This is a genomic window from Actinoplanes awajinensis subsp. mycoplanecinus, assembly GCF_001509495.1.
GTDB classification, from domain to species: Bacteria; Actinomycetota; Actinomycetes; order Mycobacteriales; family Micromonosporaceae; genus Actinoplanes; species Actinoplanes palleronii.
In genome coordinates this window covers 1-13,606 of sequence record NZ_LLZH01000278.1, presented here as the reverse complement: position 1 = coordinate 13,606, position 13,606 = coordinate 1, and the positions used below count along the sequence as shown (strand labels likewise).

General features: G+C 69.5%; 13 protein-coding genes. 11 read left to right on the top strand and 2 right to left on the bottom strand.

What is annotated here, in order from left to right; genetic code table 11:
* Positions 1-25: 25 nt before the first annotated feature.
* Positions 26-1,186, bottom strand: coding sequence for a carboxylate-amine ligase (locus ADL15_RS27455; RefSeq protein WP_067697206.1), 1,161 nt, complete (start codon positions 1,184-1,186; stop codon positions 26-28).
* 165 nt (positions 1,187-1,351) lie between these two features.
* Here ADL15_RS27455 and ADL15_RS27450 point away from each other — a divergent pair, with 165 nt between their 5' ends.
* The 3 genes from ADL15_RS27450 (at position 1,352) to ADL15_RS27440 (ending at position 5,419) form a co-directional block, all read left to right on the top strand.
* Positions 1,352-2,719: a carbohydrate-binding protein gene (locus tag ADL15_RS27450; RefSeq protein WP_067697204.1), complete on the top strand. Its 1,368-nt coding sequence runs from the start codon at positions 1,352-1,354 to the stop codon at positions 2,717-2,719.
* 178 nt (positions 2,720-2,897) lie between these two features.
* Complete coding sequence (locus ADL15_RS27445) at positions 2,898-4,193, top strand: chitinase (protein ID WP_067697202.1); 1,296 nt, start codon at positions 2,898-2,900, stop codon at positions 4,191-4,193.
* Positions 4,194-4,219: 26 nt separating this feature from the next.
* Positions 4,220-5,419 (top strand): glycosyl hydrolase family 18 protein, encoded by a 1,200-nt coding sequence (locus ADL15_RS27440; protein WP_067697200.1) that lies wholly within the window; start codon positions 4,220-4,222, stop codon positions 5,417-5,419.
* On the opposite strand, the gene ADL15_RS27435 is transcribed toward ADL15_RS27440, so the two are convergent.
* Positions 5,403-6,095: a DedA family protein gene (locus ADL15_RS27435; RefSeq protein ID WP_067697317.1), complete on the bottom strand. Its 693-nt coding sequence runs from the start codon at positions 6,093-6,095 to the stop codon at positions 5,403-5,405. The two genes, ADL15_RS27440 and ADL15_RS27435, sit on opposite strands and share 17 nt — an antisense overlap.
* A 66-nt stretch (positions 6,096-6,161) precedes the next feature.
* Between ADL15_RS27435 and ADL15_RS27430 the strand changes: the two genes are divergently transcribed.
* The 8 genes from ADL15_RS27430 to ADL15_RS27395 are packed head-to-tail and all read left to right on the top strand — an operon-like array spanning position 6,162 to position 13,147.
* Complete coding sequence (locus tag ADL15_RS27430) at positions 6,162-6,509, top strand: PadR family transcriptional regulator (RefSeq protein ID WP_067697198.1); 348 nt, start codon at positions 6,162-6,164, stop codon at positions 6,507-6,509.
* On the top strand, positions 6,506-7,429 hold the full coding sequence (locus ADL15_RS27425) for a hypothetical protein (protein WP_067697196.1): 924 nt from the start codon (positions 6,506-6,508) through the stop codon (positions 7,427-7,429). The genes ADL15_RS27430 and ADL15_RS27425 overlap by 4 nt, the downstream gene beginning before the upstream one ends.
* A complete protein-coding gene (locus ADL15_RS53285; RefSeq protein WP_067697194.1) occupies positions 7,426-8,403 on the top strand; it encodes a hypothetical protein in 978 nt (325 codons plus the stop codon). Before ADL15_RS27425 ends, ADL15_RS53285 begins: the two co-directional genes overlap by 4 nt.
* Complete coding sequence (locus ADL15_RS27415; RefSeq protein ID WP_067697192.1) at positions 8,396-10,042, top strand: alpha-amylase family protein; 1,647 nt, start codon at positions 8,396-8,398, stop codon at positions 10,040-10,042. The genes ADL15_RS53285 and ADL15_RS27415 overlap by 8 nt, the downstream gene beginning before the upstream one ends.
* Positions 10,043-10,096: 54 nt before the next feature.
* A complete protein-coding gene (gene fabG / locus ADL15_RS27410) occupies positions 10,097-10,861 on the top strand; it encodes a 3-oxoacyl-ACP reductase FabG (RefSeq protein ID WP_067697190.1) in 765 nt (254 codons plus the stop codon).
* A gap of 49 nt (positions 10,862-10,910) precedes the next feature.
* The gene (locus tag ADL15_RS27405) at positions 10,911-11,309 is read left to right on the top strand and encodes a hypothetical protein (protein ID WP_083971808.1); all 399 of its coding nucleotides are present in this window, start codon (positions 10,911-10,913) and stop codon (positions 11,307-11,309) included.
* Positions 11,310-11,316: 7 nt separating this feature from the next.
* A complete protein-coding gene (locus ADL15_RS27400) occupies positions 11,317-11,679 on the top strand; it encodes a hypothetical protein (RefSeq protein ID WP_157441636.1) in 363 nt (120 codons plus the stop codon).
* 4 nt (positions 11,680-11,683) lie between these two features.
* Entirely contained in the window at positions 11,684-13,147 is a 1,464-nt protein-coding gene (locus tag ADL15_RS27395) for a glutathionylspermidine synthase family protein (protein ID WP_067697184.1), read from the top strand.
* The last annotated feature ends 459 nt before the right edge of the window (positions 13,148-13,606 follow it).

The following is a 13,606-nucleotide window of genomic DNA, read 5'->3' as shown; positions in this document are numbered from 1 at the left end:
GAATCCATGCGAGATTCCCGTCTCGTCACATCTCGCCGCGAGTTGTCCGGGCCAGCCAGTCCACCACGCCGGCCACCGGGGTGCCCTTGGCCAGCAGAGCGCGCTGCCGGGCCGCGCCGGTCCCGCGGGTGCGCAACCGGTCGATCAGGACGGTGACCAGCTCCGCGTCGCCGTGCCGCTCCAGCTCCGGGCGGACGTAGTCGACCAGCTGCCGCAGCAGTCGCCAGGCCGGGCGGGGCTCGCGGGTGGCCAGGTCGATGCCGGTCCCCTCGAGGCCGTCCTTGGCGGCCCGCCAGTGCGCGGCCATCAGCAGCGGGTGCGGCACGTCCGGCGCCACGGCTCCGGCGTGCACCTCCTGCACCAGGGTGGCGACCAGGCCCCGGGCCAGCGCGGCGAGCAGCATGGCGTCGTCGAGGGTGGGCATCACGTCGCCCATCCGGATCTCCACGGTCGGATAGCTCGCGGAGAGCCGGGCGTACCAGTAGAGCATCCCCTCGTCGAGCATCGCGCCGCTCGCCTGCAGGTCCGCGATCATCGTGAGGTACTGCTCGTGCGACTGCAGGTACGGCGTGGGGCCGACGGTCGGCCAGCGCTCCCACATCACCGAGCGCCAGCTGGCGTACCCGGTCTCGTGGCCGCCGAAGACCGGCGAGTTGGCCGTCGCCGCCTGCAGGGTGGGCAGCCAGACCCGCAGGTGGTTGAGCACCTGCACGCCGGTCTCGTCGTCCGGGATGCTGACGTGCACGTGGGTGCCGCAGGAGCCCTGGCCGGGGGAGAGGTCGCCGAAGCGCTCCCGCATCCGGTGGTACCGCGGGTTGTCGACGAGCCGCGAGTTCGGCCCGGAGGCCGGTCCGACACCGACCGCGACCAGCCGGGAACCGGCCCGTCCGGCGGCGTCGGCGAGCGTGGTGCGCAGCACGCGCATCGAGTCGTAGAGGCTGCTCAGCTCGAGCTGCGGCGGGCTGGCCACCTCGATCTGGCTGCGCAGGTACTCGTGCTGCACGCTGGCCCGCATCTGTTCGGGCACCTGGTCGATCACCTCGTCGACGGTCTCCACCGCGCGCGGTTCGACCGCGTCGACGAGCAGGTACTCCTCTTCGATGCCGAGGGTGTGCAGATCGCTCCGCTCGGCACGTTCGGCGAGTTGGGGTGAGATCGTCGTCGTGCCTTCGGCAGCGGGGTCCATGCGCGGGTGTTACCCGCCGCGATCTACCCGGAAACCGCAGGCCGGTCAGGGGAATCGGGCTCCATCCATCGACAACCGTTGACAAGTTCCGGAAACAAGCGTGCAATCTTTGCCAGAGAGCGCTCTCACGTCTGCACCTTCATCCCCCTCGGAAGGCGTGTTCCCATGGCAGCTCCTCGAAGACTCCTCGCGCTGGGCGCCGCGCTGCTGGCGGTCGCCGGATCCGTGACGTTCGTGGCACAGGCCGAGGCGGCCGTCCCGGCCCCGCCCGCCGGCATGTCCCTGGTGTTCAGCGACGACTTCACCGGCGCGTCCGGCACCGGACTGAACCGGTCGAACTGGCTCTACGACATCGGCACCGGATACCCCGGCGGCGCGGCCAACTGGGGCACCGGCGAGATCGAGACGATGACCGATTCCACCGCGAACGTCTATCAGGACGGCGGCGGCAACCTGGTGATCAAGCCGATCCGGGACTCGGCCGGCCGGTGGACCTCCGGCCGGGTGGAGACCCAGCGCACCGACTTCGCGGCGCCGGCCGGTGGCCGGGTGCGGATCGAGTCGCGCCTGCAGCAGCCGAACGTCAGCGGCGCCGCGGCCGCCGGGTACTGGCCGGCGTTCTGGGCGCTCGGGGACGCGGCCCGCCCGGTCGGCGCGACGAACTGGCCGAGCATCGGCGAGTGGGACATCATGGAGGACATCAACGGCCGGTCCTCGGTCTTCGCCGCCCTGCACTGCGGGACCAATCCGGGCGGCGTGTGCAACGAGACGACCGGCCTGACCAGCGGTGAGCGAGCCTGTTCCGGGTGTCAGACGGCTTTCCATACGTACGCCATGGAATTTGATCGCAGCACCTCGCCGGAGCAGTTGCGCTGGTATCTGGACGGCACCAACTACTTCACCCTGAACTCGTCCCAGGTCGACGCGACCACCTGGAACAACGCCACCCACCACGGGATGTTCGTGATCCTCAACGTGGCGATGGGCGGCGGTTTCCCGGCGGCGTTCGGCGGCGGACCGACCGCGGCCACCCAGTCCGGCGTGCCGATGCTCGTGGACTACGTGGCGGTGTACCAGTCCTCCGGCGGCACCACCACGCCGCCGACCACCACGCCGCCGACCGGCACCCGGGACGCCTACGCGCAGATCCAGGCGGAGTCGTTCAACGCCTCGGCCGGGGTGCAGGTGGAGACGTGCTCCGAGGGCGGGCAGGACGTCGGGTACATCGCGAACGGTGACTGGCTGCAGTTCAACAACGTCAACTTCGGCACCGGCGGGGTGAAGGACTTCGTGGCCCGGGTCGCCTCCGGCGCCGGCAGCGGGGTGAGCGGCCTGATCGAGGTACGGGTGGACAGCCGGAGCAACGCGCCGATCGGGAGCTTCGCGCTCGGCAGCACCGGCGGCTGGCAGACCTGGACCTCGATCCCGGGCAACGTGTCGAATGTGTCCGGAACTCACACGGTCTATCTGACCTTCACCAGCGGGCAATCGGCTGATTTCGCCAATGTGAACTGGATCCAGTTCCGCCGGTAATCATTTTTATCGACCGATAACGATGGGCTGTGGTCGCTGACCTGCGACGGCAGCCCATCGTTGTGCCCTGATCACGGATTGACTTTTAAGGATATTTAAGGTGCTCACCCTCTTTACATTTACTGTTAACAGTCCTAAAGATTGACGTATCTCATCGGAGGCGCAGGGAAGGACCACTATGCAGCGCTCCCGTTCGGTACTCCTCGCGACAGTCACCGCGGTCGCCGCCGCCGGCACCGCCACCTGGTTCGCGGGTGACGCCTCGGCGGCCACCGCCTGCGCCTCGGCGTGGAGCTCGACGGCGACGTACGTCAAGGACAACACCGCCTCGCAGAACGGCCACAACTACACCGCGAAGTGGTGGACCCTCAACGAGTCGCCGGCCACCCACAGTGGTCAGTGGGACGTCTGGATCGACGGCGGGGTGTGCGGCGGCACCGGCACGACGCCGCCGACCAGCTCACCCACCGCGTCACCGACGACGTCCCCCAGCAAGCCGCCCACCAGCTCGCCGACCGCGTCGCCGACGTCGTCACCCACGACGTCACCGACCGTGCAGCCGACCGGTTCCGGACAGCTGCCGGCCCACTTCCTCACCGGGTACTGGCAGAACTTCGTGAACGGCGCCGCGCCGCTCAAGCTGGCCGCCGTCCCCGGCACGTACGACCTGATCGCGGTCGCCTTCGCGGACGCCACCTCGACCCCGGGTGCGGTCACCTTCACCCTCGACCCCGGCCTGGCGAGCGCGGTCGGCGGCTACACCGACGCGCAGTTCAAGGCGGACATCGCCACGCTGCACTCGCGGGGCAAGAAGGTGATCATCTCGGTCGGCGGGGAGAAGGGCACCGTCGGTGTCGCCAGTGACGCCGCGGCCACCACCTTCGCCAACTCGGTCTACTCGCTGATCCAGACGTACGGCTTCGACGGCGTCGACATCGACCTGGAGAACGGGCTCAACCCGACCTACATGGCGAGTGCGCTGCGCAGTCTGCGGGCCAAGGCCGGCGCCAACCTGATCATCACGATGGCGCCGCAGACGATCGACATGCAGAGCGCCGGGTCGTCGTACTTCGCGCTGGCCCTGGCGATCAAGGACATCCTGACCGTCGTACACACGCAGTTCTACAACTCCGGCGCGATGCTCGGCTGCGACCAGATGAACGCGTACAGCCAGGGCACCGAGAACTTCCTGACCGCGCTGAGCTGCATCCAGACCCAGAACGGCCTGCGCCCCGACCAGGTCTCGCTCGGCCTGCCGGCCAGCACCCAGGCCGCCGGTGGCGGCTACGTCGCCCCGTCCGTGGTCAACGCGGCCCTGGACTGCCTGGCCCGCGGCACCAACTGCGGCACGTTCAAGCCGCCGGCGACGTACCCGGGCATCCGCGGCGCGATGACCTGGTCGATCAACTGGGACGTCACGAACGGCAACGGCTGGGCGAACACCATCGACCCGCACCTCGCCACCCTCCCCTGAACCCCTCCCACCCCTCGGAGATCCCCGTGAAGCTCAGCAGAAAGATCGCCCTCGTGTCGGCGGTCGCCACCGTGGGCACGCTTGCCGCAGTGCTCCCGATGGCGGCGTCCAACGCGGCGACCGCGTGTGCCGCCGCCTGGAGCAGCACCGCGACGTACGTCAAGGACAACAGCGCCTCGCAGAGCGGCCACAACTACACCGCGAAGTGGTGGACCCAGAACGAGTCGCCGGCCACCCACAGTGGTCAGTGGGACGTCTGGATCGACAACGGCACGTGCGGCGGCACCACGCCGACCACGCCGCCGACCACCACCCCCACCACGGGACCGACCACCACGCCGCCGACCTCCGGCACCAAGATGGCCTCGGCGCCGTACGTCTACCCGGGCTGGGGCAACCCGCCGGCGCCCGCCACGATCGTCAACGCCACCGGCATCAAGTCGTTCACCATGGCGTTCGTGCTGGCCAACGGCTGCAACCCGGTCTGGGACGGCGAGTCCGGCCTGACCGGCGGCGTGCACGCCAGCTACATCTCGCAGATCAAGGCGGCCGGCGCGGACGTCATCCCGTCGATCGGCGGCTGGAGCGGTAACAAGCTCGGCCCGAACTGCACCACCGTCGACGCCCTGGCCGGCGCGTACCAGAAGGTGATCAACGCCTTCGGTCTGAAGGCGATCGACATCGACATCGAGAACACCGACGAGTTCGAGAACACCGCGGTGCAGGACCGGATCCTCGGCGCCCTGAAGGTCATCAAGGCGAACAACCCGTCGGTGAAGACCATCGTCACCTTCGGCACGTCGCCGACCGGCCCGAACTACTACGGCACCCGGCTGGTCCAGCAGGCCAAGGCGCTCGGCGCGAACATCGACATCTTCACCCAGATGCCGTTCGACTTCGGCGGCGGCGCGGACATGTACGCCTCGACGGTCGGCGCGACCGAGGGCCTGAAGAACCTGGTGAAGACCACCTTCGGCCTCACCGACGCGCAGGCCTACTCGCGCGTCGGCATCTCCGGCATGAACGGTCTCTCCGACCAGCAGGAGGTCACCTCGGTCGACACCTGGACCCGGATCCGGGACTACGCCAAGAGCAAGGGCCTGGCCCGCTTCACCTTCTGGGCGGTCAACCGCGACCGCGGCTGCGCCGGCGGCGGCGTGGTCTCCGACTGCTCCGGCATCGCGCAGGCCGACTGGGCCTTCACGAAGGTCAGCGCGGGCTTCTGACCTGACCTTCGGAGTCCTCGGAGTTCTCGGTGCGCGGTCGCTCTCCGGAGCGGCCGCGCACCTTCTTGACCACCCACCAGCCGATGGCGGCCACGAAGAACGCCCCGATCGCGTAGTCGAACCAGTGGCCGTACTTCTCCACGTCCTGCCAGCGGGAGCCGAGCGCGTACCCGGCGCCGATGAAGAGCGCGTTCCAGACGCCGCTGCCGATCGTGGTGAACAGCGCGAACTGGCCGACCGGCATCCGGTTGGCCCCGGCCGGGATCGACACCAGGCTGCGTACCACCGGCGCGCAGCGGCCGAACAGCACCGCGGCCCGCTCGTGCTTCTCGAACCAGCGGTCGGCCTTGGTGAGGTCGTCCAGGTCGACCAGCGGGACCCGGTCCAGCCAGCGGCGCAGCCGCTCCTCGCCGAGGCCGCGGCCGACCCAGTAGAGCAGCAGCGCGCCGACCAGCGCGCCGATCGTCGCGGCGGCCCAGACCAGCACCAGGTTCACCCGGCCGGCACTCGCCAGATATCCGGCCATCGACAGCACGATCTCGCTGGGGATCGGCGGGATGAGATTTTCCAGGGCCACGAGCAGGCCGACGCCGGCCTCGCCGAGCGAGTCGATGACCGAGGCCACCCACCCGGTCAGCCCACTGAGTTGTCCGGGATCCACCTGTGCCATCACCAAGCAGTACCCGGTCGGTCCGGAGGCAACCACTTCCGTATATACCGATGATCGGTATATTCTCCGGCGATGAGCGACAGCCCCATGCGCGAGCCCACGTTCCTGGTGCTCACCGCGCTGGCCGCGGAACCCCGGCACGGTTACGCCGTGATCGAGGATGTGGCCCAGATGACCGCCGGGCGGGTCCGGCTGCGCGCCGGCACGCTCTACGCGGCCCTCGACCGCCTGCGCGTCGACGGCCTGATCGAAATCGACCGCGAAGAGGTCGTCCAGTCCCGGCTGCGGCGCTACTACCGGCTCACGGGGGCCGGCGAGCAGAGCCTGACCGCCGAGTCCGCCCGCCTGCGCGCCCAGGCCACCATCGCGGAGCGCCGCCTGCGCGCCCGCCGCACCGAGCTCGGGGGAGCCACCGCATGACCGAGATCCGCTATCGGCGGCTGCTGGCGCTCTATCCGAGGGCGTTCCGGCAGGAGTACGCCGAGGAGATGATCGGCGTGCTGATGGCCGATCCCCGGCCGGCTCCGGCGCAGGTGTTCGACCTGATCCGGAACGCGCTGATCGCTCGCCTCCGGCTGGCGGCGCCGGGTTCGGGCTGGGCCCGGTCGGCCCGGCTGGTGTGGTTCTTCGGCGCGACGCTGCTGCTGACGGTCACCGTGCGCCGGGTGGTCGGTGACATCCCGATCCCGGCCCATCCCGGCCGTTCGTTTCAGGGCGTCGTGCCGATGGACGCGCTGCGGCTGGCCGGCTGGGCGGTCGCGCTGCTCGCGGCGGTCCTCGGTCTGCGGCTCGTGGGTGCGCTCGGCGCGGTCGCCGGCCTGGCCGGCGAGATCGCCGCGCCCAGCCGGACCTACCTGGACACTCCGGCCACGGTGCTCAACGCCTACTGGCTGATCGTGGCCGCGTTCGTGGTGCTGTGCGCCGTCCTGGTGGCGGAGCGTGGCGCGCTCCGGCCGCGCGGCTGGGTGCCGATCGCGGCGGCCGGTGCGGTCCTGATCGCGCAGGGCCGTTCTCTGTTCCTCGCCTGGCCGCGCTCCGAGGCCTTCTCCCTCTGGCAGCTCCCCTCGGCGCTGCTCGCCGTCGCGGCCGGCCTGGTGGCGCTCGGCGTGCTCCGGCAGGAGGCGGCGGTGCGCCGCCGGTTGATCGCCTGGTCGGTGCCGATCCTGGTGACCTTCCCCCTGGTCCGGGCCGGCTTCGGCGGGTTCGTCGCCTACAACATGGGCCACCCCGACTCGCTACGCCTGATCGATCCCGGTCAGTGGACGCTGCTGCTTGTCGTGCCGCTGGCGGCGTTCGCCGCGGCCGCCGCGATCATCCGTCGTCTCGAGTCCCCGGCATGACCACATTGGAGGACCGCTACCGCCGGCTGCTGCGGATCTATCCGGCGGCGCACCGGGCGGCCTACGCCGAGGAGATGATCGGGGTGCTGCTGGCCGGTTCGCCGCCGGGCCGCCGTTTCCCGGCCCCGGCCGATGCGCTGGACCTGGTCCGCGCGGGCCTCACGGCCCGTCTGGGTCACGCTTTCCCACCCCTTTCCGGTACGACCTGGCGCGCGGCCGCCGGAGTGACCGCCCTGATCACCGCGCTCGTGATGGCGACCTACTCGGCGGCGGACTTCATCCTCGGCGTGCTCGTCCGGCAGCTCTGGGTCCCGATGCCGACCTTCTACTCGCCCGGCGATCTCGAACCGGGCGTGCGCGCGGCCGCCTGGTTCGCGGTCTGTGTCGCCGCGCTCCTCGGCCGTCGGCGCGCCGCCGTCTGGCTGTCCGGTGTCGTCGTCCTGGTCGAGCTCGGCAAGCTGGTGTTCTGGGTGGACCGGGTGCCGTGGACGACGGTCCGGGTGGCCTGGGAACCGTGCACGGCGATCCTGGTCGGCGCCGCCTTCGCCGCAGCCCGTCGGATGCCCCCGGTCCGCACGGTGATCGGCAAGCCGGGTCTCTGGCTGCTCGCCCTGGCCGCGCTCTCCGTCCTGGGTTCCCCGCTGACCAGGGAGTTCACCCTGGCTCAGGAGCTGTTCACCGACGGGCTGCCGTCGGTGCTGCTGGCCGGGGCGGTGGCCGCCCTCGACCCGCCGGTGCGCCGCCAGGTCGTGATGCTGTGCGCCGCGACGCTCGTCGTGCCGTTGGCTGCTCTGAGCGGCTGGGATTCACTGGTGCCACCCGGTCCCACCAGCGGCGTTCCGGAAACTGTCGCCCTGTCGGCCGTGGTGCGGAGCCTGGCGCCGGTGGTGTTCCTCGCGGCGGGTGTCCTGGTGTTGTGGGGTGGTGAACGTTTTGGGGTGCGGGGGCGCGGACAAGTAAAGGGCCATGAGTGACAGGTGGTATTCCAAGGCCGTCGTCTATTGCCTCGACATCGACACGTTCGCCGACTCGAACGGCGACGGTGTCGGTGACATCCCGGGCCTGATCGGGCGGCTCGATTACCTGTCCCGGCTCGGGGTGAACTGCATCTGGCTCAACCCGATCCACCCCACCCCGAACCGCGACGACGGGTACGACGTCGCCGACTTCTACAACGTCGACCCGCGCCTCGGCACCCTGGGTGACTTCGCCGAGCTGCTGCACCAGGCCGAGAACCGGGGCATCAAGGTGATCATCGACTTGGTGGTCAACCACACCTCGGATCAGCACCCGTGGTTCCAGTCGGCCCGATCGTCGCCGGACTCGCCGTACCGTGACTGGTTTGTCTGGTCGGAGACCGAACCGTCGGACCGCAAGCAGGGCATGGTCTTCCCCGGTGAGCAGGATGAGACCTGGAGTTACGACCGGACCGCGAAGCAGTGGTTCTACCACCGGTTCTACAAGTTCCAGCCGGACCTCAACATCAAGAACCCTGAGGTGCGCGAGGAGATCAAGAAGATCTGCGCGTTCTGGCTGCAGCTGGGTGTTGCCGGGTTCCGGATGGACGCGGTGCCGTTCATCATCGAGGAGACCGAGCCGGGCAACCCGAACTCGCCCAAGGACTTCGGCTACCTCACCGAGCTGCGCCAGCACGTGCAATGGCGCAAGAGCGACGCGGTGCTGCTCGCCGAGGCCAATGTGGAGCCCGCCGACCTGGTCACGTTCTTCGGTGACGAGGGCGGGTCGAGCAACCGGATCCACATGCTGTTCGACTTCATGCTGAACGCCAAGATGATCCTCGCGCTGGCCCGGGAGGACCCGGAGCCGATCATCGACGGGCTGCGGGACACCCCGAAGCTGCCGGCCGGCGGCCAGTGGGCGACGTTCCTGCGCAACCACGACGAGATCGACCTGTCCCGGCTCACCGCGGAGCAGCGGGCCGACGTCTTCGCGAAGTTCGGGCCGGAAAAGGAAGAGCAACTGTACGGCCGCGGCATCCGCCGCCGTCTCGCGCCGATGCTGGGCAACGACCGGCGCCGGCTGGAGCTGGCGTACGCGTTGCAGTTCAGCCTGCGCGGCACCCCGGTGCTGCGGTACGGCGAGGAGATCGGGATGGGTGACGACCTGGCGCTGAACGGCCGGGACGCGATCCGCACCCCGATGCAGTGGAACCGGCTGGCCAACGCCGGGTTCTCCACCGCCGACCCGAAGGACCTGATCCGCCCGGTCGTCACCGACGACGGGTACGGCTACGAGACGGTCAACGTGACCCACCAGCGGCACGACCCCTCGTCGCTGCTCTCCTGGTTCGAGCGGATGATCCGGACCCTGCGCGAGGCGCCCGAGGTGGGCAACGGCTCCTGCACCCACGTCGACGTCCCGGCGCCGCGCACCCTGCTGGTGCACCGCGCCGACGACACCACCGGCACGATGCTGTTCCTGCACAACCTCGGCCCGGACGAGGTGCGGATCGACCTGAGCTCGCTGGAAGGCGACGCGGAGCAGCCGAACGACGTGCTCGCCGACTCCGAGTACCCGGAGCCGGACAAGCTCGACGATCTTTCGGTGTCCGGTTACGGATATCGCTGGATCCGGCTGCGCAGAGGCATCTGATTCCGGCTATTGTCGGCCCGCAGGAGCCATGAAGATCGCTCATCGGAGGCCGCAATGTCGCAGTCCGCACCGTCCAGGGTCGCCGTCGTCACCGGTGCCGCACGTGGCATCGGCGAGGCGATCGCGCTTAAGCTCGCCGCTGACGGCCTCGCCGTCGCGGTGGTCGACCTGGACGAGGGCGCCTGCGCCAACACGGTCACCGCGATCCACGACGCCGGCGGCACCGCGGTCGCGATCGGCGCGGACGTCGCCGACGCGGCCCAGGTGACCGCCGCGGTGGAGCGGGTGGTGTCCGAGCTGGGCCCGCCGACCGTGCTGGTCAACAACGCCGGGGTGCTGCGCGACAACCTGCTCTTCAAGATGTCCGAGGACGACTGGGACACCGTGATGAACGTGCACCTCAAGGGCTCGTTCCTGTTCACCCGCGCGGTGCAGAAGCACATGGTCGAGGCCGGGTTCGGCCGGATCGTCAGCCTCTCGAGCACCTCGGCGCTGGGCAACCGCGGACAGGCCAACTACGCCGCGGCCAAGGCCGGGCTGCAGGGCTTCACCAAGACCCTCGCCATCGAGCTGGGCAAGTTCGGGATCACCGCGAACGCGGTGGCGCCCGGCTTCATCGTCACCGACATGACCCGGGCCACCGCGGCCCGGGTCGGCGCGGACTTCGCCGACTTCGAGAAGGCCGCGATCGGTCAGATCCCGGTGGCCCGGGCCGGCCGTCCGGACGACGTGGCGAACACGGTTTCGTTCCTCGCGAGCGAAGGTGCCGGTTTTGTCTCCGGTCAGGTGATTTACGTGGCCGGCGGGCCGCAGGACTGATGTTGCAAACTTGCTGAGAGCGACTACAAAGAAGCTTATGAACCGACGCATGAGTTCCCGCAGCGTGTCGCTGACCAGCACATTTCTGCTGCTCGCCGCGGGCGGCGCGGCGGCCTGCAGCAACGACAAATATTACGACGAGGGCTTCTACTGCGCCGACGAGAACGGTGTGATCGTCGACGAGGACTTCTGCGACGACAACGGCGGTCGCACCGGGGTCAGCAACGGCTACTACGGCGGCTACTACCTCTACCACTCGCCGAGTTACCGGTCCGGCTACCCGATCGGCACCAAGCTGCCCTCCGGCGGCAGCCGGTTCGCCTACAACGACTCGGCCTCCCGCAGCAGTTACGGCCTGCCGTCCAGCGGCCGGGTCGGCAACGGCACGGTCAAGTCGAGCGTTGTCGGCAAGGGTGGCAGCGGCAGCCACGGCTCGTCGGGCGGCTGACCCACCGATGACACGACGCTGGACGTCGGGGGCCGTCGTGCTGACGGCCTCCTTTCTCGCCCTGACCGCCTGCGGCTCGCCCGCCGACGACGACTACCGCACCACCGACATCGACCCGGTGTCCGGCACCGGCGGCTACTCCGGCGGCGGCCGCCCCGCCGCGCCGATGGTCCTGCCGACCACGAGTTCCCCGGCCACCCGGGCGCCGGGCGTCGCCAAGCCGGCCCGGACCGCTGCCAAGCCGACCCGGACCGTCGCCCCGGCGCAGACTCGCCGGACGGTCGCGCCGACGGTGGCCGCCCAGCCGGCGTCCACGGTCAAGACGAAGATCGTCGGAAGCGGCGGCGGCACCGGTTCGGTGGGAGGCTAGCGACATGCGGCGGATTCCGTACGGGCCGGTCCGGGATGGTTGGCAACTGACCAATTTCAGTCTCGGGCTCACCTACAACGACGACGTGCTGCCGGACGGGTCGATGTACTCGTACTGGCAGGAGGGTCCGTACTACGACTTCACCGCGGCCGAGATCGAGGAGCTGGAGACCGCCACCGCGACGCTCTACGACATGTGCCTCGAAGCCGGCGACTGGATGGTCGAGCAGTGCCCGCGGCACACCGTCGAAGGCCGTAAGCAGGGCTTCTTCAGCTCGGTCTGCACGCGTGAGGCCTGTTTCCTGACCCGGATCGGCATCCCGGAGTACACCCACGAGCAGATCATCCGAACCTGGCTGGACGGCGACGCGGAGACCTGGACGCACTACGACAAGGATCCGGAGATGCGGCTGCCGATGCAGACGCCGGACTTCTCGCCGACCGTCTACGGCCGCTTCGACCTCTGGTACAACGGGGCCGGCAGCACGCCCCGGCTGCTCGAGTTCAACGCGCAGACGCCCACCTCACTGGTCGAGGCCGCGGTCATCCAGTGGCACTGGATGGACCAGACCGGCGTGACCAAGCACGAGTGGCGGCAGTGGAACTCCATCCACGACCGGCTGGTCGGCTGGCCGGCCGAGAACGGTGAGCCGGCCGACCCCGGCGCGTGGCGGCGCAACATCGCCAAACTGCGCGAGGCCCGCACCTGGCTCCCGGAAAAACCCAAGATCTATTTTGCGTACGAGACGTCGGACACCTCGGGCGAGGACCGGATGAACGTCGCGTACCTGATGTCGACGGCGGAGGAGGCCGGCTTCCCGGTCGAGCTGATCGCGATGAGCCAGATCGGCTGGGACGTGGCCGGCGACCGGGTGGTGTACGTGTCCGCACCCGGCCGGGAGAACCAGGCCGTGCCGATCGACGTGATCTTCATGCTCTACCCGTGGGAGTGGTTCTGGCACGAGGAGGGCGGCAAGGCCTTCTTCCGGAACATGGCCGACCCGGAGAAGCGCGGGACGGTGTGGCTCGAACCGCCGTACAAGGCCGCGCTGCTCGGCAACAAGGCGCTGCTGCCGGTGCTGTGGAAGCTCTTCGGCGACGACCCGGAGCGGGGCAAGTACCTGCTGCCGGCGTTCTTCGCGGACTCCAAGGGCGCGAAGACGCTCACGTCGTACGCGAAGAAGCCGATCTGGGGCCGGGAGGGCGGCTCGGTCACCCTGGTCAAGGACGGCGTCCCGATCAGCGAGAACCCCTCCGAGTACGGCACCGACGGCCTCTTCGTCGTGCAGGAACTCTGCGAACTGCCGTCCTTCGACGGCCTGGAGGGCACGGTCCACCCGGTGATCGGCTCCTGGCTGATCGACGGCGAGCCGGCCGGCATGGGCATCCGCGAGGGCCTCGGCGTCGAGGGCCTGGTCACCAAGGACAACTGCAACTTCCTCCCGCACGCCATCGAGTCCGACAACTAACCCCGAGCGCCGCCGGCCCGCGCCGCGCCGTGCCGGGCACCGCCTCGCCGCGCCCCGTTCGCCGTGCCGGTCGGGCTGCGGGTCGGCGGTGGCTGGGGTTGGCTGCCAGGCGGGGTGGCGGTGGGTCGTGGTCCGTTGCGCCGCCCACTCTCCCAGTCGCCATATGTCCGTTTCAACGGCCGCCAGGACCAGCCGCGCGCCCCCGGCTGGCTCCAGCGGCCCTTATGTGCTTGTTTAACGGCCGTCAGGGCCAGCTGCGTGCCCCCGGCTGGTTGTGGCGGCCGTTATGTGCCTGTTTAACGGCCGTCGGGGCCAGCTGGGCGAGTTCGGCTGGTTGTGGCGGCCGTTATGGGGTCGGCATAAGGGCTCGTAAGAGAACAAGCCGTTGCTTGACTGATTTCGATTCGTTGATCTGTTATGGCGGTCACGGATGAGGTGCGGTCGATGTTGGCGGCGAAG

Coding starts and splice junctions, on each gene's coding strand:
- ADL15_RS27455 (WP_067697206.1), bottom strand. CDS start 1,186: ATGGACCCCGCTGCCGAAGGCACGACGACGATCTCACCCCAACTCGCC.
- ADL15_RS27450 (WP_067697204.1), top strand. CDS start 1,352: ATGGCAGCTCCTCGAAGACTCCTCGCGCTGGGCGCCGCGCTGCTGGCG.
- ADL15_RS27445 (WP_067697202.1), top strand. CDS start 2,898: ATGCAGCGCTCCCGTTCGGTACTCCTCGCGACAGTCACCGCGGTCGCC.
- ADL15_RS27430 (WP_067697198.1), top strand. CDS start 6,162: ATGAGCGACAGCCCCATGCGCGAGCCCACGTTCCTGGTGCTCACCGCG.
- ADL15_RS27425 (WP_067697196.1), top strand. CDS start 6,506: ATGACCGAGATCCGCTATCGGCGGCTGCTGGCGCTCTATCCGAGGGCG.
- ADL15_RS53285 (WP_067697194.1), top strand. CDS start 7,426: ATGACCACATTGGAGGACCGCTACCGCCGGCTGCTGCGGATCTATCCG.
- ADL15_RS27415 (WP_067697192.1), top strand. CDS start 8,396: ATGAGTGACAGGTGGTATTCCAAGGCCGTCGTCTATTGCCTCGACATC.
- fabG (WP_067697190.1), top strand. CDS start 10,097: ATGTCGCAGTCCGCACCGTCCAGGGTCGCCGTCGTCACCGGTGCCGCA.
- ADL15_RS27405 (WP_083971808.1), top strand. CDS start 10,911: ATGAGTTCCCGCAGCGTGTCGCTGACCAGCACATTTCTGCTGCTCGCC.
- ADL15_RS27400 (WP_157441636.1), top strand. CDS start 11,317: ATGACACGACGCTGGACGTCGGGGGCCGTCGTGCTGACGGCCTCCTTT.
- ADL15_RS27395 (WP_067697184.1), top strand. CDS start 11,684: ATGCGGCGGATTCCGTACGGGCCGGTCCGGGATGGTTGGCAACTGACC.